At 33.9% G+C, this 24,362-nt stretch carries 22 protein-coding genes and 4 tRNA genes; 19 read left to right on the top strand and 7 right to left on the bottom strand.

Annotation, left to right across the window (positions count from 1 at the left end; all coding sequences use genetic code 11):
• Window positions 1–812: 812 nt before the first annotated feature.
• The 4 genes from NQQ59_RS21910 to NQQ59_RS21895 form a co-directional block, all read right to left on the bottom strand.
• Window positions 813–886 (bottom strand) — tRNA-Arg (locus NQQ59_RS21910).
• A gap of 81 nt (window positions 887–967) precedes the next feature.
• Window positions 968–1,041, bottom strand: a tRNA-Arg gene (locus NQQ59_RS21905).
• Window positions 1,042–1,057: 16 nt separating this feature from the next.
• Window positions 1,058–1,132, bottom strand: a tRNA-Pro gene (locus NQQ59_RS21900).
• A gap of 13 nt (window positions 1,133–1,145) precedes the next feature.
• Window positions 1,146–1,229 (bottom strand) — tRNA-Ser (locus tag NQQ59_RS21895).
• Between the two features lie 239 nt (window positions 1,230–1,468).
• On the opposite strand from NQQ59_RS21895, the gene NQQ59_RS21890 reads away from it, so the two are divergent.
• The 4 genes from NQQ59_RS21890 to NQQ59_RS21875 all read left to right on the top strand — a co-directional run bounded on the left by NQQ59_RS21890 (window position 1,469) and on the right by NQQ59_RS21875 (window position 6,105).
• A complete protein-coding gene (locus NQQ59_RS21890) occupies window positions 1,469–2,647 on the top strand; it encodes an acetyl-CoA C-acyltransferase (RefSeq protein WP_144219038.1) in 1,179 nt (392 codons plus the stop codon).
• 69 nt (window positions 2,648–2,716) lie between these two features.
• A complete protein-coding gene (locus tag NQQ59_RS21885) occupies window positions 2,717–3,478 on the top strand; it encodes a C40 family peptidase (protein WP_144219037.1) in 762 nt (253 codons plus the stop codon).
• Window positions 3,479–3,531: 53 nt separating this feature from the next.
• Entirely contained in the window at window positions 3,532–4,584 is a 1,053-nt protein-coding gene (locus NQQ59_RS21880; protein ID WP_144219036.1) for an SMI1/KNR4 family protein, read from the top strand.
• A 462-nt stretch (window positions 4,585–5,046) separates the two neighbouring features.
• Window positions 5,047–6,105, top strand: coding sequence for an SMI1/KNR4 family protein (locus NQQ59_RS21875; protein ID WP_144219035.1), 1,059 nt, complete (start codon window positions 5,047–5,049; stop codon window positions 6,103–6,105).
• A 184-nt stretch (window positions 6,106–6,289) separates the two neighbouring features.
• Here the strand turns inward: NQQ59_RS21875 and NQQ59_RS21870 are convergent, their stop codons facing one another.
• On the bottom strand, window positions 6,290–7,135 hold the full coding sequence (locus NQQ59_RS21870) for an AraC family transcriptional regulator (RefSeq protein WP_144219034.1): 846 nt from the start codon (window positions 7,133–7,135) through the stop codon (window positions 6,290–6,292).
• A gap of 116 nt (window positions 7,136–7,251) precedes the next feature.
• Here NQQ59_RS21870 and NQQ59_RS21865 point away from each other — a divergent pair, with 116 nt between their 5' ends.
• The 4 genes from NQQ59_RS21865 to NQQ59_RS21850 all read left to right on the top strand — a co-directional run bounded on the left by NQQ59_RS21865 (window position 7,252) and on the right by NQQ59_RS21850 (window position 10,040).
• Window positions 7,252–8,238 carry an aldo/keto reductase gene (locus NQQ59_RS21865; protein ID WP_144219033.1) on the top strand — a complete coding sequence of 329 codons (987 nt, stop codon included), beginning with the start codon at window positions 7,252–7,254 and terminating at the stop codon, window positions 8,236–8,238.
• A gap of 304 nt (window positions 8,239–8,542) precedes the next feature.
• On the top strand, window positions 8,543–9,148 hold the full coding sequence (locus NQQ59_RS21860; RefSeq protein ID WP_144219032.1) for an NAD(P)H-dependent oxidoreductase: 606 nt from the start codon (window positions 8,543–8,545) through the stop codon (window positions 9,146–9,148).
• Between the two features lie 2 nt (window positions 9,149–9,150).
• Window positions 9,151–9,429 carry a putative quinol monooxygenase gene (locus NQQ59_RS21855; RefSeq protein ID WP_144219031.1) on the top strand — a complete coding sequence of 93 codons (279 nt, stop codon included), beginning with the start codon at window positions 9,151–9,153 and terminating at the stop codon, window positions 9,427–9,429.
• A gap of 146 nt (window positions 9,430–9,575) precedes the next feature.
• Window positions 9,576–10,040: a DUF3291 domain-containing protein gene (locus tag NQQ59_RS21850; RefSeq protein WP_144219030.1), complete on the top strand. Its 465-nt coding sequence runs from the start codon at window positions 9,576–9,578 to the stop codon at window positions 10,038–10,040.
• Window positions 10,041–10,140: 100 nt separating this feature from the next.
• On the opposite strand, the gene NQQ59_RS21845 is transcribed toward NQQ59_RS21850, so the two are convergent.
• Entirely contained in the window at window positions 10,141–10,848 is a 708-nt protein-coding gene (locus NQQ59_RS21845; RefSeq protein WP_144219029.1) for a class I SAM-dependent methyltransferase, read from the bottom strand.
• A 367-nt stretch (window positions 10,849–11,215) separates the two neighbouring features.
• On the opposite strand from NQQ59_RS21845, the gene NQQ59_RS21840 reads away from it, so the two are divergent.
• The 6 genes from NQQ59_RS21840 (at window position 11,216) to NQQ59_RS21815 (ending at window position 16,139) form a co-directional block, all read left to right on the top strand.
• Window positions 11,216–12,097, top strand: coding sequence for a LysR family transcriptional regulator (locus NQQ59_RS21840; protein WP_144219028.1), 882 nt, complete (start codon window positions 11,216–11,218; stop codon window positions 12,095–12,097).
• A gap of 392 nt (window positions 12,098–12,489) precedes the next feature.
• Window positions 12,490–13,776 (top strand): DUF2130 domain-containing protein, encoded by a 1,287-nt coding sequence (locus NQQ59_RS21835; RefSeq protein ID WP_144219027.1) that lies wholly within the window; start codon window positions 12,490–12,492, stop codon window positions 13,774–13,776.
• Between the two features lie 160 nt (window positions 13,777–13,936).
• Window positions 13,937–14,515 (top strand): Crp/Fnr family transcriptional regulator, encoded by a 579-nt coding sequence (locus tag NQQ59_RS21830; RefSeq protein WP_144219026.1) that lies wholly within the window; start codon window positions 13,937–13,939, stop codon window positions 14,513–14,515.
• Window positions 14,516–14,588: 73 nt separating this feature from the next.
• Window positions 14,589–14,936, top strand: coding sequence for a YciI family protein (locus tag NQQ59_RS21825; RefSeq protein WP_222104887.1), 348 nt, complete (start codon window positions 14,589–14,591; stop codon window positions 14,934–14,936).
• A gap of 13 nt (window positions 14,937–14,949) precedes the next feature.
• A complete protein-coding gene (locus tag NQQ59_RS21820) occupies window positions 14,950–15,492 on the top strand; it encodes an SRPBCC family protein (RefSeq protein ID WP_257698433.1) in 543 nt (180 codons plus the stop codon).
• A 107-nt stretch (window positions 15,493–15,599) separates the two neighbouring features.
• Window positions 15,600–16,139: a hypothetical protein gene (locus tag NQQ59_RS21815; protein WP_144219025.1), complete on the top strand. Its 540-nt coding sequence runs from the start codon at window positions 15,600–15,602 to the stop codon at window positions 16,137–16,139.
• A gap of 141 nt (window positions 16,140–16,280) precedes the next feature.
• On the opposite strand, the gene NQQ59_RS21810 is transcribed toward NQQ59_RS21815, so the two are convergent.
• Entirely contained in the window at window positions 16,281–17,054 is a 774-nt protein-coding gene (locus NQQ59_RS21810; protein WP_144219024.1) for an META domain-containing protein, read from the bottom strand.
• Between the two features lie 269 nt (window positions 17,055–17,323).
• Here NQQ59_RS21810 and nirB point away from each other — a divergent pair, with 269 nt between their 5' ends.
• The 5 genes from nirB to NQQ59_RS21785 all read left to right on the top strand — a co-directional run bounded on the left by nirB (window position 17,324) and on the right by NQQ59_RS21785 (window position 24,334).
• Complete coding sequence (gene nirB, locus NQQ59_RS21805) at window positions 17,324–19,837, top strand: nitrite reductase large subunit NirB (protein WP_144219023.1); 2,514 nt, start codon at window positions 17,324–17,326, stop codon at window positions 19,835–19,837.
• 222 nt (window positions 19,838–20,059) lie between these two features.
• Window positions 20,060–20,437, top strand: a complete 378-nt coding sequence (nirD, locus tag NQQ59_RS21800; protein ID WP_144219022.1) for a nitrite reductase small subunit NirD — start codon at window positions 20,060–20,062, stop codon at window positions 20,435–20,437.
• A gap of 271 nt (window positions 20,438–20,708) precedes the next feature.
• Complete coding sequence (locus NQQ59_RS21795) at window positions 20,709–21,293, top strand: DUF4202 domain-containing protein (protein ID WP_144219021.1); 585 nt, start codon at window positions 20,709–20,711, stop codon at window positions 21,291–21,293.
• Window positions 21,294–21,298: 5 nt separating this feature from the next.
• Window positions 21,299–23,107, top strand: coding sequence for a PAS domain-containing sensor histidine kinase (locus NQQ59_RS21790; RefSeq protein WP_144219020.1), 1,809 nt, complete (start codon window positions 21,299–21,301; stop codon window positions 23,105–23,107).
• A gap of 567 nt (window positions 23,108–23,674) precedes the next feature.
• Entirely contained in the window at window positions 23,675–24,334 is a 660-nt protein-coding gene (locus NQQ59_RS21785) for a response regulator transcription factor (protein ID WP_144219019.1), read from the top strand.
• Window positions 24,335–24,362: the final 28 nt, after the last annotated feature.

Below are 24,362 nucleotides of genomic sequence, written 5' to 3'. Positions count from 1 at the left end.
GAATTCAAGTCCGCAAAGCCTCCACTCCGTCGTTTTTAATTCCCTAAATCTTTAAAAATGCAAAGTTTCCCCCTTCTCCCTCTTCTGGAAACCCATCCCCTAGCCCCGATAGAAGCGGAAATCCTTTTGTTTTGGGGTTCAAAACAAAAGATTGCAGCGGATAGCAGGAAATTGCTCCTAATTATTATTAAAATTCCAATTTTAGAAATTCCAAATTCCAAAAATAAAAGGCTTCGCTGCGCTCAGCCTGATAAACTGTACCTATATATTATATATCTATAAAAACAAACCCGACAGATTTTAGAAACTTGTCGGGTTGGAAATGAGAATTACTCTATTATATACAATAGAGCAAAAAGCTATATTATATAATATGTATTACTGATTTAAAGTATCTATTACTTCTTTGGTGATTTCGATGCTTTTTAGTTTTGCTTGGTGACCGAAGATCAGACTTATTACCATTAGTTCGTCGACTCGAACGCAGCCCATAAACTTTTTTTCCAACCAATCACCAAACCACCTCAAGCCAGCAAGAAAACCACACCACTTAAAACCAAAAGAAACAAAACTTCATCACAATCCCACACTCCCCTTCGTAATTATAGCACAATTTTATTTACCATTAAAAGCCAATAACAAATAAAAACCTACCCAAACAACTCCCTACCAACAAAAAAAGAACATAAAACCTCAATCACCAAACAAACACTTCACCAATCCAAACCACACAATCAATTATTTAAAAATCTCCAAAAACAAAACTGAAAACCATTCAAACAAAAAAAGCCACTCGATCTGAGTGGCTTTTGTGATCCCAGAAGGATTCGAACCTTCGACCTACGCATTAGAAGTGCGTTGCTCTATCCAGCTGAGCTATGGAACCATTACTGTAAAATTTCTTAGAAAAGAAATCAAAACTTGTTACATAAAAACAAAAAAGCCATTCCTAAAGAATGGCTTATTGTGATCGCAGAAGGATTCGAACCTTCGACCGCCTGCTTAGAAGGCAGGTGCTCTATCCAGCTGAGCTATGCGACCATTATTTCAATTGTAGTCGGGGTGGCAGGATTCGAACCTGCGACCTCCTGCTCCCAAAGCAGGCGCGATAACCGGGCTACGCTACACCCCGAGGCAAAATTAAGCGGAGAGACAGGGACTCGAACCCTGGCGACGGTTACCCGTCGACAGATTAGCAATCTGCTCCATTACCGCTCTGGCACCTCTCCTTGCTCAAGGAATTGCTTCCGTTTTGCGAGTGCAAATGTATAACAACATTCCATATCTCACAAGCTTTTTTTTGAGTTTTTTTAGTTTTTTTTGATCTTTTTTCAAAACCACTTCACAATCAAACGAATAGAATTAACAAAAATTTCACCTTAAATTTAAAATTCACCCTATTCAATACAAAATTTGAATTTATTCAAATAAACATTAAATTTGCTTACTAACTATTATTAAACAGAAAATGAACAAAAGAGTTGTTATCGTTTCTGCCGTTAGAACACCTATCGGAAGTTTCATGGGCGGGTTATCAACTGTACCTGCACCAAAATTAGGCGCTGCTGCTATAAAAGGAGCCCTTTCAAAAATTAACCTTGACCCAAAATTAGTCGATGAAGTTTTCATGGGAAATGTAATTCAGGCGGGCGTTGGACAAGCTCCAGCACGTCAGGCTGCATTATTTGCCGGATTATCAGACGAAGTTGCTGCTACAACAGTAAACAAAGTATGTGCATCTGGAATGAAAGCCGTAATGTTTGCTGCACAAGCAATTGCATGCGGAGATGCTGAAATTGTTGTAGCGGGCGGAATGGAAAGCATGAGTTTGATCCCTCACTATGTACAAATGCGTGCTGGAAACAAATTTGGTCCTGCAACTATGTTGGACGGAATGCAGAAAGATGGTTTGACAGATGCTTACGACAACAACGCAATGGGAGTTTGCGCTGATTTATGTGCTACTGAATACAAAATCAGCCGTGAAGAACAAGACGCATTTGCAATTCAATCTTATGAGAGAAGTGCAAAAGCTTGGGACGCTGGAAAATTTGACAATGAAGTTGTTCCTGTTGAAGTACCGCAAAGACGTGGCGAACCAATTATATTCGCTAAAGACGAAGAATATACTAATGTGAAATTAGACAAAATCCCGTCTTTAAGTGCCGTTTTTACAAAAGACGGAACTGTAACTGCTGCAAATGCATCAACAATTAATGACGGAGCCGCTGCTCTAGTTTTAATGTCTGAAGAAAAAGCAAATGCTTTAGGTTTAAAACCTCTAGCTTACATAAAAGGCTATGCAGATGCTGCTCAAGAACCAAAATGGTTTACAACAAGTCCGGCAAAAGCTTTACCAAAAGCTTTAGACAAAGCGGGAATTTCGATTTCAGATGTTGATTTCTTCGAATTCAACGAAGCTTTTTCTGTAGTTGGATTAGCCAATGCAAAAATATTAAACCTTGATAACGATAAAGTAAACGTAAATGGTGGTGCAGTTTCTTTAGGACATCCTCTTGGAGCTTCTGGAGCGCGTATAATCGTAACTTTAATTAATGTTTTAGAACAAAACAATGCAAAAACTGGAGCTGCTGCAATTTGCAACGGTGGTGGTGGTGCATCAGCAATTGTTATCGAAAGAGCTTAAAAAACAATATCTCAAAAAATCAGGAGTTATAAATGTAACTCCTGATTTTTAACTAATAAATTTCCTTAAATGTTTGGAATTTGCAATTTAGCCATAGTACCCGTTAGAGCTGAAGCCAGCGACAGAAGTGAAATTGTCACACAACTTTTGTTTGGCGAACATATCGAAATTTTAGAACGTAAAAATCAATGGGCGCGAATCAGGATTCAGTTTGATGATTATGAAGGATGGGTAGATTCTAAGCAATATCAGGAAATTACCAAAGAGCAATTTGATTTGTTGAGCAAAGAATCAATCATCATGAATGCTGATTTGATTGATTACATCACAGCTCCAAACAACCTATTACTACCAATTCCGCTTGGAGCATCTTTATCCTTTTTAAATAACAACGAAATCAATACCGCTAATTTTGATTTTGAAGGAACTAAAACCAGTGGAATAAAACCCAAAAGCGCTTTAATCAAAACGGCTTTTATGTATTTGAATGCTCCCTATTTATGGGGCGGAAAAACACCTTTTGGTATTGACTGTTCTGGTTTTACCCAAATGGTTTACAAATTAAACGGTTACAAAATTCATCGTGATGCTTCACAACAAGCACTTGAAGGCGACCCTTTAAGTTTTATTGAAGAATGCGAACCTGGTGATTTGGCTTTCTTTGATAACGACGAAGGAAATATTACACATGTAGGAATCATTATGGACAATAATTACATCATCCACGCAAGTGGAAAAGTACGTATTGACCGTTTGGACCATACTGGAATTTACAATCCTGAAATAAATAAACATACTCACAAACTTCGTGTAATCAAGAAAATTATTTAAGTTTTATATAAAAAAAATCCTACTTTTGTAAAAACTTAAAAAAATGAAAACAGATGGCAAAACTTGAATTATCCAAAACAGGCTTTCAGATTAATAACGTAAAAATCGAATTCCCAATTGACATTTCAGTTTTAAAACAAGCGTTAGGAGAACCCAGATACATCAAAAAACAATACAATCATGTTTTTACTTGGGATAACCAAGGCATTATGGCTTTTTCCAAAGAAGGAAATAAAGTTGAAAGTATTGGAATCGAATTAGAACTTAGAGAGTATGATTTTTCACCAAAAAAAATCTTTACGGGAGAATTTCTTTTTGAAGGACAAGAATTGTTTCAACACTACGAAAACAACAAAAATGAGCTTGTAAAACTTTTTAAAGGCGACAGAAGTGGCGCTTTCATTCTTAGCGGAATAAGTATTTGGTTTGACAAAGAAGGTGGAAAAATTACTGGTTTAAGCATTTCCCCAGCTGAAGAAAAAGAAAAGAAAATCACGGCGCCTCTTGATCCCGAATTCACTTTATTCAAGCCTTTGTGGCAAGAATGGATTTCAGAAATCAATAAAATTGTTTCAACCAATAATGACTATTACAATCTAGAAGATGGGATTTCTTTAGAAGAGATTCAACAACATTCTTCTTTAGAAGATGATATTACAATTCCTCTGGCATTAGTTAACTTTTACAAAGTTCAAAATGTATATTACGATGCAGTTACTTCGGCTTTTCAGATTTTGATCAATAATTGGCCATACGAACTTATTCCGTTTGAAGATATTAAAGAAGAATGGGAATCAATTCAAGATTTACAATTCCACGAAGATGATTTGCCAGAACAAGAAATAGATTTCGAAAAAATCAACACAAACAATTACGCCAACCCAAAATGGATTCCGTTTGCTACAGGAAGAAATGGCGATTATCTAGTTTACGATACAGATCCTGCTTCAAAAGGAAAATTTGGGCAGATTATCGAATTACAAAACGAATCTTGGTCTAGAGATATTGTCGCAGAATCGTTAGAAGAATTGATTCAAAACGAGATCAATAATTTGAGATCTGGTAAAACAGAACATTTTGATTTTATTATTGGCAAAGAGAATTAATGCACGCGGATAAAACGTATTCGCTTTGCGAAAACGCGGATTTTGTGCGGATTTCTTTTTTGTTTTTCTCCCGCAGATTTAGCAGATCTAGCAGATCTATTTTTTCTTTTAATCTATTTAAAATCCGCTTAAATAACATCGCTAACCATTCGTGAAATTAATCCATTTACCACTCTTTAATGTGTAATAAATAAATTCGCGAATTGGTGGCTTAAAAAACTAAGCACTCAATCGAATCGTCTTTCTAAATTAAGATAGACTGTTTCGCTTTTATTTATTAAAGACTTTTTCTATAAAACCAAATTTTATAAGCAATTTAATCAATACACTTATCATCGTATAGATTAGCTCCCATATTTATATTTATGATGTTGCATATTTTACATTCACAAAATAAACAAATCACATTTTTAATTATAAACAAAACCTTACATTTTCTATCGATTTTAAATATTTAAAAACATGGCAAAACTAGAATTATCTAAAACAGGCTTTCTGATTAACAATGTAAACATCCAATTCCCAATTAATATCTCAGTTTTAAAACAGGCTTTGGGAGACTACAGATATATTAAAAAACAATACAGCCATATTTACACCTGGGATGATCTTGGAATTATTGCCTACTCTAAAAAAGGAAATAAAATTGAAACCCTAGCTCTTAAACTAAAACATAGTGAGTATGATTACTATCCTAAAAAAAACTTTTCAGGTAAATTTACATTTGACGGCCATGAATTATTTCAATATTATGAAAACAACAAAAGTAAACTTGTAAAAATTTTTAGAGGAGATAAAACAGGAGCTTTCATCCTAAACAGAAAAAGCGTTTGGTTTGGAAAAAGAAATGGAAAAATTGCAACAATAGAAATTTCCGTTAGCGAACAAGAAGAAAAAAAAGAAAAAAATAAAGCTATCCTTGATCCAGAATTCAAATCATTTGAATCTTTATGGCAGGAATGGATTACAGAAATAAATAAAATTGTCTCAACTAATAATGATTATTATAATCTTACTAATGGGATTTTCGAAGAAGACATAGCAGAACACACTGAACTTGATGCCAATATAAAAATACCAGCGGCATTAATCAACTTCTACAAAGTCCAAAATGTAAATTATGATCCTGTAGCATCTGTTTTTCAATTTGGAGTAAGCAATGGGATCTATGATTTAATTCCTTTTGAAGATATAGCAAGGGTATGGAATTTTATACAAAGTTTACAATACGATGAAGAAGATTTAGAAGATTTACCAGAACAAGAAATAGATTTCGAAAAAATACAAACCAACAACTATGCGAATCCAAGATGGATTCCCTTTGCCACAGACCACAATGGAGAATATTTGCTATACGATACAGATCCTGCTGCTAAAGGTATAGCTGGACAAATCATATTACTTCACCGATACGGAGGAAGATACATTGTCGCTGATTCTCTAGAAGAATTAGTTCGAAATGAAATCAAAAATTTAAAAGAAGGTAAAATCGAGCATTTTGATTTTATTCTCGGTAAATAAAATTTATTCTTTTTTCTCTCGTAGTCCCGATAGCTATAGGGAACAAATCGAACAGATTATAAAAAATCCTTTTTAAATCAGCTTAAATCATTTAAAATCTGCGTGAAATAAAAAATCATTTCTAATCCACTTAATCTGTGGCAAAAAAATTAGCGAAAATTCGTGAAATTCGTGGCCAAAAAACCTAAGCACTCAATCGAATCGTTTTTCTAAACTCAGAAGGACTATTCCCTTTTTGTTTTTTAAAGAATTTATTGAAGTGGCTTTCATCAGTAAAACCAAATTCATACGCAATTTCATTAATACGCTTATCGCTGAATTTCAAACGATGTTCAATCAGTTTCGTTTTATAATTACTGATATATTGTTGCATGGTTTCGCTCGCATGTTTCTTAAAATAACGACCTAAATACGTATTCGAAATTCCGAAATAATCGCTGATTGATTCCGCTTTAATCTTTTCAGGATAGTAAATATTATTCTGAATATATTGTAAAATATCCATCGCTTTAGCTTCTGTACTTATTGAAACTTGCTCCGGCAGATATTTCGCAATATTCCTTGCCACAATAATAATCAGCGTATTCACCAATTGCTGAATCAATTCCTGATTATAAACATCTTTATCCTGATGTTCACGGCAAATCGCTTCAATCATCACTTTTACCAAACATTTATCCGGATCATTTTTAAGAATACAACCCGGTTGATGATTTGCATTTTGAAGAATATATTCCAAACGCTGAATATTTTCATTTTGCAGACTCGAATTTTTCAAATAAATATCATTGAATCTTAAAAAGAAGAATTTCGTTTCCGTTTCAATCGTGAAATTATGACAATCCTCAGGGGTCAATAAAAACAAATGTCCAGGATCGTATTCAAAAATATTCTTATTAATACATTGTCTTCCTGTTCCTTCCAGAATATAAACCAATTCGAAAAAATTATGACGGTCTCCAACATCTGGATATTCATTCAGCGTTTCAAAAGAAACCGTAAAAGGCTCATATAAATTTTCTTTTTTCATAATTCAAATTATTTGAAGATGCAAATATACCTAAAAAAGACAAATATATACCAAATAAGAATCATAAAAACAGTATAATTTTGCCCTATCAATTTTAAACGAAAAAAATCACTATCATGGAATATAGAAAATTAGGCAATTCAGAACTAGAATTATCAACCATCACTTACGGTGCTTTTGCGATTGGCGGAACAATGTGGGGAGGAACAGAAAAGAAAGATTCTATCGACTCGATTCACGCTTCAATCGATCATGGCGTAACTACAATTGACACAGCTCCTTTTTACGGATTTGGCTTAAGCGAAGAAATGATCGGAGAAGCGATTAAAACTCACGACCGTTCTAAAATTCAATTGCTTACTAAATTTGGAATGGTTTGGGACGGAAGCAACAACGGAAAAGGTGATTTCTTTTTTGACGCAGATGATAACGGTAAAAAAGTTCCAGTTTACAAATATTCATCAAAAGCAAACGTCATTAAAGAAATTGAAGAAAGCTTAAAACGTCTTCAAACCGATTATATAGATCTATTGCAAATTCACTGGCCAGACTCCACTACTCCAATTTCTGAAACAATGGAAGCTGTGGAAACTCTTATTCAACAAGGAAAAATCAGAGCTTTTGGAGTAAGTAATTACAACGTTGCACAAATTCAAGAAGCACAAAAAACAGTTCAAATTGCTTCAAATCAAGTGGCTTACAGCATGCTGAATCGAAAAATAGAAGAAGAACTTATTCCTTTTACAGTATCAGAAAACATCGGAATCATTGCTTACAGTCCAATGGAAAGAGGTTTATTGACTGGAAAATATTTCACAGACAGCAAATTAAAAGAAAACGATCACAGAAACGGTTATTTCAGCCAATTCGATCTTCAAAAAGTAAAAACTTTAGTAGAAGAATTAACTTCTTTAGCACATGCAAAAGAGGCAAGTTTGTCGCAATTAGTTCTTCGTTGGACATCTTTACAAAAAGGAATTGCAATAGTTTTAGCTGGAGCAAGAAACGCTGAACAAGCTATTTCTAATGCCAAAACAATGGATTTTGATTTATCAGCTTCTGAATTGGAATTCATCAATCAAGCGATTGCTAAAATAAAATAATTCTCTTTTTAAAAATTTTAAACACATAGAAACATAGCTTTACTCTACGAACAAAGGCGTTTCACTTACATCAATAAACATAGGCGCTATGTGTTAGAAACGAGTTTCTTTCAATTTCCTTCTCAAGAAAGAAAAATCTATGTTTCTATGTGTTTAAAAAATCTCAAAACTTAAACCATAAAAATAATTTGGGTGTGTCCCAAGGGCCGGGCTATCCGTTGCAATCTTTTATGCCGAACCCCGGCACAAAAGGATTTCCACTCCTATCCCTCACACATCCGTTTTCATAAGAACAATTAATAAAATGAAAAAGATATTTATAATTAACGGCGGACAAAAATTCGCACATTCAGGTGGAAAATTCAATAAAACCGTTCAAGATTGGACAGTTGAATTTCTTTCTAAAAACAACGATTACGAAATAAAAACAACTCACGTTGAAGACGAAATTGATCTTCAAAAAGAAGTAGAAAAATTCGTTTGGGCAGATTTAATTATTTATCACACACCCGTTTGGTGGTTTCAAATTCCGAACCTTTTCAAGAAATACATCGACGATGTTTTCACGCAAGGACACAACAATGGAATTTACAAAAGCGACGGGAGAAGCCGTGTAAACCCAGACATTAATTACGGAACTGGCGGACTTTTACACGGACGCAAATACATGCTTACCACAAGCTGGAATGCACCCGCAACGGCTTTTACACTTCCAGGAGAATTCTTCGACGAAACTTCTGTAGACGACGGTGCAATGTTTGGCTTCCACAAAATGAACAAATTCACAGGGATGGAACGCATAAACGGATTTCATTTCCATGACGTTGAAAAAGGAGCTACACCAGAAAATATCGTTATCTTTAAAGAGAATTACACGAAACATCTTGAAGAAACCTTTAAAAACTTATAATTATGATTTCGATTACAGCAATTTTAAAAAGTAAACCAGAACATTTAATTGAAGTTCAAAACATGCTGACACACCTAGTAGCCGAAACTAGAAAAGAAGCCGCTTGTATTCGTTACGATTTACATACTTCAGAAAATGTTTTTATTCTTTGGGAAGAATGGAAAGATCAAGTTGGCTTAGATTTACACAACAGCCAATCTTACCTTCAAGATTTCATCAAAAAAACTGAAAGCTTAGTTTCAACACCTATTCAGGTTTACAAAACAGCTCAGATTCTATAAGTTTTGTTTGCCACGAATTACACTAATTCCACCAATTTTCTTTTTTAAAATTAATTCGTGTGAATTCGTGTAATTCGTGGCGAAAAAAAATCTTACACATTATTCAGAAAAAAGCTAAATTGCCTCACATTCACAAACATAAAAATATGAGTCATTATCATCTTGCCGAAATTAATATTGCCAAAATGAAAGGAATCGATATTAACGACCCAATAATGAAAGAATTTGTAGATAATTTAGACACCGTAAATACTTTAGCAGAAGAAAGCGAAGGTTTTATCTGGAGATTAAAAGACGATACAGACGGTTACAATGCCACAAGCTTGAATCCGTATAATGACGAGCAGATTATTATCAATGTATCCGTTTGGGAAAGTATCGAAACTTTAGAACATTATATGTACAAAACTTTTCACAGCGAATTCTTAAGACGCAGAAAAGAATGGTTTCATAAATTCGGAAAAGCGCATACTGCTATGTGGTGGATTCCAAAAGGACAAATTCCAACTATGGAAGAGGCGGTAGAAAAATTAGATTACCTGCAAAAAAACGGTCCATCAGAATTAGTCTTCGATCTTCGAAACAAATACCCCATGCCAATTAACGCATAGTTTTCTTTTGCCACGAATTACACTAATTTCACTAATTTTCACTTTCCGAATTAAAAATTAATTCGTGCAAATTCGTGTAATTCGTGGCAAAAAAAAATCTTTATTTAATCCCTCCAAAAGCTCCGAAACACATGTTTTTGTGTAAAATTTCGACTTTTGAAAAACCTACTTTTTTCATCAAATCCAATTGGTAATTCATAGACCTTGGTGAATCTTCTTTTTCGATATAATCCAAAACTTTCTGGCGATACTCCGCACCTCCTATTCCTTCCAAATATTCTCCGTAACGTTGCCAAGTATATTCGTTCAACAAATCAGTATCTTGTGTGATTAAGTCCGAAATCATTAAACAGCCGCCTGGTTTCAATAATTTGAATAATTTAGTGAAAGTCGTTTCCCAATCGTTATCATCACGCAAATGATGCAAAACCGCACCAGCCAAAATAATATCAAAACTTCCTTCTTCTAAAGCTATCTCACGAATATCGCCTTGTTTTATTTCTACTTTTCCGTTTGTTTCCTTTGAAACTCGTTCAAAAGCGCGCTCTAACATTGGCAAACTCAAATCGACCAAAGTGCAATTTAAGCTTGGTACTTTAGATAACATCATTAAAGTATAATTTCCTGCTCCACAACCTACATCCAAAACGTTTTTTGCATTCGGAACAATTCTTTTTGAAGCTTCGGTTATTAATTCTAAAGAAGTAGTAGCATCAATTGTAGCTACTTGTCCAGTTTCTAAATTTGAAAATCGTTCGACATCATTGTCAAATCGTTCTTTGATTTCTTCAATAGTTGATTTTTTCATGGTCTTTGTTTTTTGATTTTTCACGCAGATTTAAAAGAGATTAAAGCAGATTTAAAAATGATTTTCTTTTTTTATTCTCTACGATTCAGATAAAAAAGATCTGTTTTGATCAGCTTAAATCTGCTAAATCTGCGTGAAACTTATTTTTTATCTTTTTTAATCTCTCGCAGATTGGGCAGATTGAGTGAATCTTTTTGCTATTATATTGATCGGGAAATTACTATGATTATAGATGATTTATCTAAATTAATAATCTGCTAAATCTGTTTAAATCTGCGAGAGGTTTATTTTCATATTTCAAAATTACCTCTTTCATAAATACTTTAAAAATACTATTTTTATCAATTAATAATACTCTAAAAGTATCATGGAATTACGTCACTTAAAATATTTTCTGGCTGTTGCCGAAGAACTAAACTTTACCAAAGCCTCAGAAAAACTATTTATTTCTCAACCACCATTAAGCCGACAGATAGCAGAATTGGAAGAAGAACTTCAGGCAAAACTTTTCATTCGAAACAATAAAAAAGTAGAACTTACTGAAGCGGGAAAATATTTTAAAGAAGAAGTAACCACAATTTTTCAAAATTTGGAACGTATTTCAGTCAAAACAAAAAAGATTGCAGAGAATGTTTCGGGTGAATTTAGAATTGCCTATATCAGTTCGATTTATTCTGCTGTCATTTCCGATTTAATAAAACATCTGAAAGCACAATTTCCTTACGTTAATTTCAAACTTTTCGAAATATCCACAACCAAGCAAATCGACGCTTTAGAACAAGGGAAAATTGAAATGGGAATTATCAGATCTCCTATTCATTCTCCTAAAATAAAATCGTATTTATGGTTTAAAGACGGATTTTCATTGGTTTATAATAAAAATGCCTTTCAGCTAAAATCAGAAAACGAGATTTTAAAACTGAAAGACGAAACGTTTATATTTTTCAACAAAGATTACGCACCACATTATCATGAAGTTTTACTGGAACTTTGTGCTTTTTATGGCTTTACGCCGAAGATTATCCACGAAGCTAATAATATCAACTCAATCGTACAATTAGTCAAAAACGGATTGGGAATTTCGATTGTTCCATCCAATATTGCGAAAAATAATAATGACTCAGAAATTGGTTTTATTGAGTTGAAAAAAGTCAATTTATATACGAATGTGTCGCTGATTACTTCAAAAGATGATTATTCTGAAATCACGCAATCTGCTGTTGCCTTTTTATTGCCACAAAGGCGCTAGGACACTAAGTTCATATTTAATCTCGCAAAGACGCAGAGTCGCAAAGTTTTTTTGTCATTTCGACGAAGGAGAAATCACACGCGGGATTCGATAAAGATTGGCGATCTTGATTGTGGAGTTTCTAGTGTGATTTCTCCTTCGTCGAAATGACAAACTATGTAAAAAACATCTGTGCAATCAGCTTAAATCTTATAAAATCTGCGTGAAGTAAAAAACTTTGCAATTCTGCGACTTTGCGAGAGATTCTTTTCAAACTATAATTAGTGTGAATTCGAGTAATTCGTGGCTATAAAAAAATTCGTTACAAATTAGTACAGAAATCCACATCAGAAAAAGAGAACTTTTAAATACCTTAGCAAACTATAATTCCATTCCTTAAAAATTAATACAAAATGGCTGAACAATCTTCAATTCAGTGTCCAAACTGCGGAACTCCTATCGACGTCAATGATGTTTTAAAACATCAGTTGGAAGATAGCATCCGTAAAGAATTTCAACAAAAAGCAAACGTTCAAAACCGTGAGTTAGAGCTTAAAAACGAGCAATTGGAAAAAGCCAAATCCGAATTTGAAGCGAAGAAAAAACAGGAAAACGAACTTTTTGCTGAACGTTTGGAGCGCGAGAAAAAGACTGCCGAAAAAGAAATTTCAGAAAAACTAAAAGCAAAACTGGAAGAAGAAAACAAAGATCGTTTGTTATTAATGGAAAAAGAACTCTCTGAAAAGTCTGAAAAAATCAGAGAATTGAATAAAATGGAAGGTGAAATCGCAAAATTACAACGCGAGAAACTGGAAATGAAAGAAGCGATTCAAGCTGAAGCCGAAAAGCAGTTAAATGCGCAATTGGCTTTGGAACGCGAAAAAATTAGAAAACAGGAAGACGATAAAAATGAATTGAAATTCAAAGAACTTCAGAAACAGCTCGAAGAACAAAAAAAGCTGACTGAAGAAATGAAACGCAAACAAGAGCAAGGTTCAATGCAATTGCAAGGAGAAGTAATGGAATTAGCAATTGAAGAATGGCTTGCCAACAACTTCCCTCTTGACAGCATTGACGAAATCAAGAAAGGCGCCAACGGTGCTGATTGCCTTCAAGTGGTAAACACAAGAGAACATCAAAATTGCGGTTCTATTTATTATGAAAGTAAAAGAACCAAAGCGTTTCAACCTTCTTGGATCGAGAAATTCAAAAACGATATCAGAACCAAAAGAGCCAATATTGGAGTTTTAGTTACTGAAGTAATGCCTTCAGGAATGGACCGAATGGGAATGCGCGACGGAATCTGGATTTGCACGTATGAAGAATTTAAAGGTTTAAGTGCCGTTTTGCGTCAATCTTTAATTCAAATTAATCAGGCGGTTCAGGCGCAGGAAAACAAAGGCGATAAAATGTCGATGTTGTACGATTTCCTAACGAGCAACGAATTCCGTTTGCAGATTGAAGGAATTGTAGAAGGTTTTACTCAAATGCAAAGCGATCTGGATTCTGAGAAAAGAGCAATGCAGAGAATCTGGAAACAAAGAGAAAAACAAATCGAAAAAGTGGTTCACAATACGTTAGGAATGTACGGTTCTATTCGCGGTATTGCCGGAAATGCTGTTCAAAGCGTAAAAGCTTTAGAATTGGATTTTATTGAAGAAGAATCTGATGATGAAGAACCAAAAGAATTGTTTGAATAATACCATAGACGCCAACAAACTGAATAATCATTCCGATTTAAAGTGTTTTTTTCTATTACCACTTTTTTCATAAGCAAACTATATTACATAAGAAAAGTAATACATTTGCAATTACCATATGGAAGTAAAAAATAAACTACTTAAATATCGAAATTGAAATATGCAAGACAATCATTTTTTAAACAATGTTTTCCAAAATTCAGAATTGACTAAAGACGAATTAGTACAAATTATTCCTCACTTTAAGCAAATAGCATTTAAAAAAAATGATTTTTTACTTCAGGAAGGAAAAACAGCAAATTATTATTGGTTTGTAGAAAGCGGTTATATTCGTTCGTATGTTATCGATCCTCAAGGAAAAGACATTACTACAAATTTTTATTCCGCTCATGATATTGTCATCGACTGGCCTTCCTTTTTTCTTCGTACCCCAACTCGAGAGAACATACAAACATTGACAGATTGTATTTGTTGGCAATTGGATTTTCAAACATTTCAAGAGTTGTTTCATAGCATTAAAAATTTTAGAGAACAAGGCAGGACAACATTGGTAAAAAGTTATTTTGGCTTGAAAAGGCATAACGTTTCTATGATTGCAGACCAAGCAAAAGACAGATACATGCAGTTATTAAAAGAAAAACCACATATTATTCAAAATGTTTCTATACAGCACATTGCAACCTATTTAGGAATTACAAGATTTTCTTTAAGCAGAATTAGAAAAGAAATTTCACAATAATTGATTTATTGCCATATGGCAACTTTTTTACAATACTAGCGAGATACTTTTGTCAAAATAAAAATGAAAAATTATGACAACTTTAAAAGAATTTATGCTACTATTCCGATTTGTTTCGTCTAATGAAAAGTTCACTCAGGAGCAAGAACAAGAAATGCACAAACAATGGGGAAATTTTATTGGCAATATTGCAATGCAGGGAAAATTGGTAAGCACCCATCAATTAGGATTTGAAGGAAATCAAATACTATCTGATCTATCAACTGTGAATGGTTTTAAAATTTCTAGCAATGAAATCGTTGGTGGTAACATGATTTTAAAAGCAAAAGATATGGAAGAGGCTATTTTATTAGCACAGAAATGTCCAGTTTTGCAAATGGGAGGAAATGTTGAAGTACGAGATATTTTACCAATAAGTTAAAAATTCACCTAAAATGAATAAGAAAATGATTTTCGCAATTTTAGGTCTTGCTATCATAGTATTTTTGGCATTTGGATTTTACAAAGCCAATGAACTGCAAACAATCAACATCGTAAAAACGATTACCATTAAGAGCACAAATGAAAAAGCATTTGACATGGTAAAGCTTTTAGGAAATTATCCAAAATGGTCGCCATTTTTAGCGCAAGATCCAAGCCAAAAATATGAAGTAAAAGGCACCGATGGTACTGTTGGAGCTCAGTTTCATTGGAATGGAAATAAAGGAAAAGATTTAGGCTATCAGGAAATTACCAAAATACAACCTTTTAGTTTTATTGGGATGAAATGTAATATTGAAAAGCCATTTAAAGCAGAACCTACATTCAATTATAGCTTTAAGGAGGTCAAAAATGGTATTGAAGTTACACAAGATTTTAAATTGCAATCAGGTTTAGTAGATGCATTTTTTATGTGGTTATTTGGAGTGAAATCTCAAATGGATAAAACCAATCAACAAGGAATGGATTTACTTAAAAAAACAATAGAAAATAATTAATGCTAATCACAGTTTTTATCATCATCACTCTTTTGGCTCTGCTATTGTTTTATTTTGGAACAAGCGGAAACAAAAGAGTTTTGTTTTTATTTCTAATTTGGCAAATCGTGATTGGAATTCTTGCAGGTTCTAAAATCTTTGAAAGTAAACCTTATTTGTTCCCACTTGTAATTTTAGTAACCCTCACAATAACTTTTTTAGCATTAAGACAAATTGGTACAGAAAAAATCAACACCAATATTTTGCTATCTATTCATGTTTTAAGAATACCTGTGGAACTTGTTTTATTTGAGCTTTTTCTACAAGACAAAATTCCATACCTAATGACATTTAAGGGATGGAACTTTGATATAATAAATGGAATTTCTGCATTAGCAATTTTGATTTATCAAATAATAAGCAGAAGAAAAATCAAAAATCAATTTTTCTTTCTTTGGAATATTTCTGGAATATTATTCTTGATATTTATTGTTTCATTGGCAATTTTATCATCGCCTTTACCCATCCAACAATTCGCATTTGAGCAACCAAACATTGCTGTTTTAGAATTTCCATATTGCTTTTTACCAACTTGCATTGTTCCGATTGTTTTAATGTCGCATATTTTATTCTTGAAAAGCTTAAATACTAAGTTTATCCAAAAATGAGAATAAAAAAAACTCTCGCAGATTTTGTAGATAAAGCAGATATAAATCCATTTAATCTGTAAAATCAGTGGCAAAAAATAAATCCGCTCAATCTGCAATCCCGATAGCTATCGGGAGCGGGAAACGAAATAATAAGCAAAATCAATCCACTTTCTTAAAGACAATCAATTTCCCCGAAGGATTAGACAAAGTCAATTGATTATTTCCTAGAGAATAAGTTGTAGTATTTTGTAAAGCTTTCAAAAACTCACTTTCTTTGTTTCCTTGCGGACATGCCATTAAAGTAGAAACAACTTTTGTAAAACGTAAAAGATCTTTTTCAAAAAAGATTTGTCCAGTTATGGAATTACAACCGCCATATCCCATAAACTTATTTTCAGCCGAATTAATTTCAATTCTTGGAAACTCTTTCTGAAAATCAGTTGCAAAAACTTTGTAGCCATTTAATTCTTCTAGAACCCAGATGTCATGAAGTCGATAATCGGTTAAATATTTTCCGCATCCGCTTAATTTCTTCGTTTCTAATTCTGAATTATTTTTGATTTCAACTTTTACGCTATAAGGTGAAATTGCTCCAGACATAGAATCCTGACAATCTAAATGCTGAATTGTAATGGTTGCTGAAGTAGTTTCATTACTTACTTTATACATTTTCACATTAGCATCCATCGCTCTAATCGCATCGACGGCAGGAAAAGTAATTTTTTCTTTCCCTGGTATTAAAGATGTAAAAACGATTTCTTCATTCCCTATTTTAATTCCCCAAAACGGTTCGTTTCCAGTTCCTTTAAAATAATATTTTAAATCTTCTTCTGTAGAACTTGTTGAAGTAGTTCCTGCAGCATCATTATTTGATGTCGTTTTACAGCCTATTATTAAAATTGATAATAACAATATTGAAAGTATTTTTTTCATGAGATATCAGTTTAAAAAGTATTTATTTTTAAAAACACCTATAAAATTCTTATGAATTTACGACATTTTTTTGAAACGCTTATTTAGAATCTTTTCAAATTTAAAAAAACTAAGTAGCTAAAAAATCATTCAAAACCCGCACTAAGTATAAGATTAAGACGAAATACGTAGTATTTAAAACATACATACGACTTAAAAAATACTCGACATACGTATTTTTATAAGTATAAATACTTATATTTGCGTAGTAATACTTAATTAAAGAAATCATGATTAGAGTAATAGTAGTTGGAAACGGCATGGTTGGTTATAAATTTTGTGAAAAGTTTGTTGCAAAATCAGGACAAGAGAAGTATCAAATCACAGTATTTGGTGAAGAACCAAGACGTGCTTACGATCGCGTTCACTTAAGCGAGTACTTTGGAGGAAAAACAGCTGATGACTTATCACTGTCAACTACTGAATGGTACGAACAAAACAATATTATTCTAAACACATCTGAATTAATTACAGATATCAATCGTGATGTAAAAACAATACATACGCACTTAGGCAAAACACATATGTACGACTACTTAGTTTTGGCTACAGGTTCTTCAGCTTTTGTACCGCCAATTGAAGGCGTAGAAAAAGAAGGTGTTTTTGTTTACAGAACCATTGAGGATCTAGATGCAATTATGGCTTACGCCAAAAAAATAAAACAAAAAGGTGCTACTGAAGCTGCAGTTTTAGGGGGAGGTTTATTAGGACTAGAAGCTGCAAAAGCTGTTCGTGATTTAGGATTAAATCCTCATGTAGTAGAATTTGCACCGCGTTTGATGCCAAGACAATTGGATCAAGGCGCAAGTGATATGCTTCAATCAAAAATAGAAGAATTAAATATCGGAATTCATCTTAACAAAGCAACACAATATATTGACGGAAAGGAAAGTATAACGGGAATGATGTTTGCAAACGACGAATTGTTAAAAGTAGACATGTTGGTTATATCTGCCGGAATTAAACCTCGTGACGAACTGGCTAGAGTTTCGGGACTTGAAGTTGGCGTAAGAGGCGGAATTGTGGTAAACAATCAAATGCGAACATCAGATCCTTCTATTTTTGCAATTGGCGAAGCGGCACTTTACAACCAAAACATCTACGGACTTGTTGCTCCAGGTTACGAAATGGCTGATGTAGCCGCTGAGCAAATCTTAAATGGCGACAAAACCATGAGAGAAACCATCGATATGTCAACACAATTGAAATTGATTGGTGTAGAAGTGGCAAGTTTTGGGGATCCTTTTATTGAAAATGAACATGTTACTGCCATTGTTTACGAAAACAAATTAAGTGGTATTTATAAAAGAATCAACGTTACAAAAGATTCTAAAACACTTTTAGGTGGAATTTTAGTTGGTGATTCTAGCGATTACAATTCACTTTTCCAGATTTATAATAACGGAATGGCATTACCTAAAAATCCAGAAGATTTGATTTTAGGTTCTCGCGACGGTTCTGAAGGTTCATCTTTAGGAAGCGTAATGGATTTGCCAGACACGGCTGTAATCTGTTCTTGCGAAAATGTTACGAAAGGCTCTATCTGCTGTAAAATCTTAGACGAATCTTGCGCTACTTTTTCAGATGTTGTAAAAGCAACTAAAGCAACTTCTGGCTGTGGAGGCTGTAAACCAATGGTTTCTGATTTGGTAAAAGCTACTCAAAAATCTTTAGGAAAAGAAGTAAAAGAAGTCATCTGCGAGCATTTTAGCTATACCCGTCAAGAATTATTTGATTTGGTAAAAATCAATAAATATGAGAATTTCTACGATGTGCTGGATCATCATGGAAAAGGCGATGGTTGCGAAATTTGTAAACCCGTTGTAGCTTCGATTTTCTCCAGTATTTACAATGATACAGCGAATAAACACGTAACCACTCAAGATACCAACGATAGGTTTTTAGCGAACATTCAACGAAACGGAACTTATTCAGTTGTTCCAAGAGTTGCTGGAGGCGAAATCACTGCCGAAAAACTAATCGTTATTGGCGAAGTAGCCAAACAATTCGATTTATATACAAAAATCACTGGAGCACAAAGAGTTGATTTATTCGGAGCGCATTTAAGTGATTTGCCAAAAATCTGGAAAATCTTAATCGAAAATGGTTTTGAAAGCGGTCACGCTTACGGAAAATCGCTTCGTGCTGTAAAAAGTTGTGTTGGAAACGCTTGGTGTCGTTACGGAATGGACGACAGTGCCGGATTTGCCATCGAACTAGAAAATAGATATAAAGGAATTCGTTCTCCTCATAAATTAAAAGGCGGTGTTTCTGCCTGCATTCGCGAATGTGCCGAAGCACGCGGAAAAGATTTCGGATTAATCGCTGTTGAAGGCGGATGGAATTTATACATCTGCGGAAATGGTGGAGCAAATCCAAAACACGCAGTTCTTTTAGCTGAGAAAATCGACAAAGAAACTGTGATTAAATACATGGATCGTTTCTTAATGTATTACATCCGCACTGCTGGTCCACTTATTAGAACTTCAACTTGGTTAGAAAAATTAGACGGTGGCTTAGATTATTTGAAACAAGTAATCATCGAAGACAGTTTAGGAATCTGCGAAACGTTGGAAGCCGAAATGCAGACAATGGTAAACACATTCGAATGTGAATGGAAACAAGTGCTAGAAAAACCAAGATTAATGAAACGTTTCAACCACTTTATAAACTCAGATGAGAAAGACGACAACATCGCTTTTGTTCCAATGAGAGATCAAAAAATGCCAAAAGCTTGGTTATAAACATAGTCTCGCAAAGACGCCAAGTCGCAAAATTGAATTAGTAAAGACTTTAAAAAAAACTTTGCGCCTTAGCGCCTTTGTGGCAAAACAACATAAGCTCCAAAAAAAAGAAAAAAAATCATTAAACGTTTGCTGTCCTTCTTACCCTCTTTTTACTGCGCCATCATAACTCTCATGATTGTAAAAGAGGGCTAAGAAACAGGAACCAAAAATTCAATCAAAATGGAAGAAATCTTAAATCAATACGAAACAGTTCACGCGAGCGACGCAACAATTTGGTTCAAAGCTGGTAAAGTAGAAGATTTTCCAACCAACCGAGGCGGATGCATCAAATACAAAAACAAACAAATCGCGATTTTCAATTTTGCTCGTCGCAACCAATGGTACGCTTGCCAAAACGCATGTCCGCACAAAATGGAAATGGTACTTTCAAGAGGAATGACGGGTTCAGCAGACGATATTCCGAAAATTGCCTGCCCGATGCATAAAAAAACTTTCTCTCTTGTTGATGGTTCGAATTTAAACGGTGAAGATTATAGCATTGCCACTTATCCGATTAAGATTGTTGAAGACGAAGTTTTTGTTGGTTTCATAGATTAATTTTTTAAGCCACAGATTTCACAGATTAAATGGATTATCCTTTCTTTGCCACGAATTCTACGAATCTACACGAATTATATTTAGTGGAATTCGTGAAATTCGTGGCAAAAAAAACAACTAGATTGTTGATACAGAGTAATCGGCTTCAACAGATTTAATCCAAAAATCCCTTTAATCTGTGGCAAAAAAGAAAAACAAAAATTCGCGCTAATTCGTGAAATTCGTGGCAAAAAAAATTACGTATCTTTGAAATCTATTATCCAACCAAAAAATGAATACACCTTTTCAAAAAGCAAGTGAATGGATTGATGCTGAAAATGCTCAGGATCCAAACATCGAATTAGACCAAAACACCGAATATCCAAAAGAATTACTGTATTCAAACAGGATGTACGAAAAACTGATGCAGTTTGAACCAAATGCGTCAGAAGAAGTTCAGATCGCTTCAAAAGCGCAACATATCTGCCGTTGGAAAGTGGCCCGCGAATCCTATCCAATGGATCGTGTGGGTTATTTAAAATGGAGAGAAGAACTGAAAAAATTCCACGCCAAAACTACCGCAGGAATATTAGAAAAAGCTGGATACGACCAAACTTTCATTGATCGTGTTTCTTTTTTAATTGAAAAGAAATTACTTAAAAAAGATGCTGAAACACAATTGCTGGAAGATGTAATTTGTTTGGTATTTTTAGAATATTACTTAGAACCTTTTGTTGAAAAACACGATGAAGAAAAGCTGAAAAACATCATCAAGAAAACTTGGGATAAAATGTCTGAAAAAGGACACCAGGAAGCTTTAAAAATCAACTATTCTGAAGAAAACTTAAACCTTATAAAAGCTTCTTTGGGATTGTAAAAAATATGAAAAAGGACAATCAAGAAGCAGAAAAAATCACTTTCAAAAATTTACGACGACTGTATTTTTTTGCGCTTCTTACTATTGCCTTAACCATAATTATTAGTCAGTTTCTGGTTCAATACAATCTGAATCAGCAGTTAAGCGATTCTAAAATCATTAATTTTTCTGGAAAACAGAGAATGCTGAGTCAGAAAATCGTCAAAGAAGTTCTGATTTTACATTACGTATCTGATTCGGCTACAGCCAAAAAAATTTCGCACTTAAAAGAGGTTTTAGCACTTTGGAAGAAAAATCAAAATGCATTAGAAAACGGAAATGATAGTTTGGCTTTTCCAAAACAAAAATCAGAAACACTTTCTAAATTGTATCTGGAAATTAATCCGATTTTCAATAAAATTGCACAGACAACCGATGCTTTTTTATTAAATCTTCAACAACAAAAATCAACTTCTGAAAATCAAAAACTGGTTCAAACTATTTTAAGAAACGAAGGAATCTTTCTTTCGAAAATGAATCAGATTGTAACCCAATACGATCTTGAAGCACACGAAAAAGTAACCGAACAACGCCGAATCGAATATTGGATTTTTGGTTTTACTCTTCTGGTTCTGCTTCTAGAATTCTTCTTTATTTTCAAACCAACCAACAAGAAAATCGAAAGGTTAATTGCCAAGCTTTTATCTTCTGAAAAGAAAGCTTTAAAATTGGCTTATGACACGGAAATTATCTCTGAAATCAAAGAAAACTCGGTAAAAGAACTGAAATCGCTCAATTATGCGATGGAAAATACTTTGCTGTATTGCCGAATTTCCCCAGACGGTTCGATCATTCATATTGGAGAAAAATTCGCCAAACTTCTTAATTACACCAAGTTTTCTTCCAACAAAAAGTTCTCTGAAGTTTTAACCGAAGACGAAAAAGAACAAGTTAATTTCGATCGTCTTATTTTCGAAAAACAACGAAGTGGCTGGCAAGGCGAAATCAAAATCGTCAATAAAGACGAAAAAGAAATCTGGCTCGATTTATCAATGGTTCCTGTAATGATCAAAAAAGACGAACTGGAACTTTTGATTGTTTGTTTCAACATTACCGAACGCAAAAAAGCGCAACGCGAAGTCGAACGTTTGAATCTTGAAAATACAACAGAAAAAATCAATCAGCAAAAGATTATTTCAAGCAAAATCGTTGAAAATCAAGAAAACGAACAAAACCGAATCGCCAAAGAAATTCACGACGGAATCGGTCAAATGCTTACAGGTTTAAAATTCAGTTTAGAAAGCATCAATCTGGATGACAGAGAAAAATCAGAACAAAAAATTGAATATTTAAAGAAGCTTTCTCTGGATATTATAAAAGGAGTTCGCACGGCAACTTTTAACCTAATGCCACCAGAATTAAGCGATCACGGAATCGTTTCCTCACTTTCAAAACTGACTCAGGAACTTTCAAAACTTACCGGAAAAGAAATCCTTTTCTACAACAAAACCGATTTTGACCAACGTTTAGATTCGCTAATCGAAATCAATATTTATCGCCTTACGCAAGAAGCAATCAACAACGCCATCAAATACGCCGAATCGTCACACATTATTGTACAACTTTCGCATAGCGAAACACTTTTAAGCATCATCGTAGATGACAACGGAAAAGGCTTTGACGTAAATTCAGTCGACAAAAAACGCAACAGCGAATCTGGAATGGGGCTTTTATTTATGAAAGAAAGAATCCAATACATTAATGGCCGTGTTTTCATGAATTCTATTCCTGGCGAGGGAACTAGAATTACTTTCAACATCCCAATACTTAAATGAGTGAATGTGCCAATTTGATAATTAGATAATTTTCAGCAATGAAGTAATTTTCTAATTGACACATTAACTAATTATTTCATTAATCAGGGCGAGCCACCATTAGAAAAAGTGGGCAAACAAACTTTGTCTACATTCGCCCACTTTCCCTAATGCTGTCGGGCTATCCGCGCTACTTCGGTAGCCAGCTCCTATCCCTCTCGCGGGCAAACGATTTCAAAAGACGTTTTTATTTTCAACGGTTTGTCATTTCGACTGAAAGGAGAAATCACACTAGAAACTCCACAATCTAAATCGACAGTCTTTGTAGAATCCCGTGTGGGATCTCTCCTTCGTCGAGATGACAAACTAGAAGGAAAAAACTTTGTCAAAGTTTAAAACTTTGACAAAGTTAAACGTGCAACATTTGGAATTTGAAATTTCAATATTAGAACTTAACTTTCTAATGATTTTTTAATGTTGGAATTTGGAATTTAAAAATTTTGGAATTTATTTTTAAAAAAGTACGTATATTAGCGTCTTCTTTATAGATGAATATACGTAAAAATCGAGAATATAAATTAAGTAATTATGAGCAATATCATTCGTGTAGTATTAGCAGATGACCATGTTTTTGTTAGAGACGGAATCAAATCTTTACTTGAAAACGAAGCAAACATTGAGGTTGTGGGCGAAGCGATTGATGGTCTTGACGCACTTGAGGTGGTTGCTGAAACAAAACCCGATTTACTTATAGCCGATATCCGTATGCCAAACATGACGGGTATAGAATTAGTAGAAAAACTTAGAAGCGAGAATAACAATGTGAAAATCATCATGCTTTCGATGCACGAATCGGAGGAATATGTTTTGAAATCTATAAAAGCTGGAGCTGATGGTTATTTGCTAAAAGGTTCTTCAAAAGAAGAATTTTTAAAAGCTTTACATAGTGTTTCTGCTGGAGGAAAATATTTCAGTGGTGATATTTCATCTATTTTAATTGGACAATTGACCAATTCGTCAGTATCATTAGAACCTAAACAAACTTTAGGAGAAGAAATGATGATTACCAAAAGAGAAAAAGAAATCCTGACACTTTTATTATCAGGAAAAGGAAACAAAGAAATCGCTGAAGCTTTAGATATTAGTAAAAGAACTGCCGAAGTACACCGTTTCAACTTAATGAAAAAACTGAAAGTGAAAAACTTAATGGAACTTTCTAATAAAGCGGCTGAGTATTCTTTAATTTAAAAAAAATACGTATAAATACGTAATTATT

The sequence above is a fragment of the Flavobacterium panacis genome (assembly GCF_024649945.1).
In the GTDB taxonomy this organism is placed as follows: domain Bacteria; phylum Bacteroidota; class Bacteroidia; order Flavobacteriales; family Flavobacteriaceae; genus Flavobacterium; species Flavobacterium panacis.
This window is presented reverse-complemented; position numbering and strand designations above follow the sequence as displayed.

Bases quoted from the DNA above. Each gene is read 5' to 3' on its own strand.
- NQQ59_RS21840 (WP_144219028.1), top strand. From the start codon at position 11,216: ATGGAATTACGTCACTTAAAATATTTTCTGGCTGTTGCCGAAGAACTA.
- NQQ59_RS21855 (WP_144219031.1), top strand. From the start codon at position 9,151: ATGATTTCGATTACAGCAATTTTAAAAAGTAAACCAGAACATTTAATT.
- NQQ59_RS21795 (WP_144219021.1), top strand. From the start codon at position 20,709: ATGAATACACCTTTTCAAAAAGCAAGTGAATGGATTGATGCTGAAAAT.
- NQQ59_RS21820 (WP_257698433.1), top strand. From the start codon at position 14,950: ATGAATAAGAAAATGATTTTCGCAATTTTAGGTCTTGCTATCATAGTA.
- NQQ59_RS21845 (WP_144219029.1), bottom strand. From the start codon at position 10,848: ATGAAAAAATCAACTATTGAAGAAATCAAAGAACGATTTGACAATGAT.
- NQQ59_RS21860 (WP_144219032.1), top strand. From the start codon at position 8,543: ATGAAAAAGATATTTATAATTAACGGCGGACAAAAATTCGCACATTCA.
- NQQ59_RS21835 (WP_144219027.1), top strand. From the start codon at position 12,490: ATGGCTGAACAATCTTCAATTCAGTGTCCAAACTGCGGAACTCCTATC.
- NQQ59_RS21870 (WP_144219034.1), bottom strand. From the start codon at position 7,135: ATGAAAAAAGAAAATTTATATGAGCCTTTTACGGTTTCTTTTGAAACG.
- nirB (WP_144219023.1), top strand. From the start codon at position 17,324: ATGATTAGAGTAATAGTAGTTGGAAACGGCATGGTTGGTTATAAATTT.
- NQQ59_RS21890 (WP_144219038.1), top strand. From the start codon at position 1,469: ATGAACAAAAGAGTTGTTATCGTTTCTGCCGTTAGAACACCTATCGGA.
- NQQ59_RS21865 (WP_144219033.1), top strand. From the start codon at position 7,252: ATGGAATATAGAAAATTAGGCAATTCAGAACTAGAATTATCAACCATC.
- NQQ59_RS21785 (WP_144219019.1), top strand. From the start codon at position 23,675: ATGAGCAATATCATTCGTGTAGTATTAGCAGATGACCATGTTTTTGTT.
- nirD (WP_144219022.1), top strand. From the start codon at position 20,060: ATGGAAGAAATCTTAAATCAATACGAAACAGTTCACGCGAGCGACGCA.
- NQQ59_RS21790 (WP_144219020.1), top strand. From the start codon at position 21,299: ATGAAAAAGGACAATCAAGAAGCAGAAAAAATCACTTTCAAAAATTTA.
- NQQ59_RS21880 (WP_144219036.1), top strand. From the start codon at position 3,532: ATGGCAAAACTTGAATTATCCAAAACAGGCTTTCAGATTAATAACGTA.
- NQQ59_RS21885 (WP_144219037.1), top strand. From the start codon at position 2,717: ATGTTTGGAATTTGCAATTTAGCCATAGTACCCGTTAGAGCTGAAGCC.
- NQQ59_RS21825 (WP_222104887.1), top strand. From the start codon at position 14,589: ATGACAACTTTAAAAGAATTTATGCTACTATTCCGATTTGTTTCGTCT.
- NQQ59_RS21875 (WP_144219035.1), top strand. From the start codon at position 5,047: ATGGCAAAACTAGAATTATCTAAAACAGGCTTTCTGATTAACAATGTA.
- NQQ59_RS21830 (WP_144219026.1), top strand. From the start codon at position 13,937: ATGCAAGACAATCATTTTTTAAACAATGTTTTCCAAAATTCAGAATTG.
- NQQ59_RS21810 (WP_144219024.1), bottom strand. From the start codon at position 17,054: ATGAAAAAAATACTTTCAATATTGTTATTATCAATTTTAATAATAGGC.
- NQQ59_RS21850 (WP_144219030.1), top strand. From the start codon at position 9,576: ATGAGTCATTATCATCTTGCCGAAATTAATATTGCCAAAATGAAAGGA.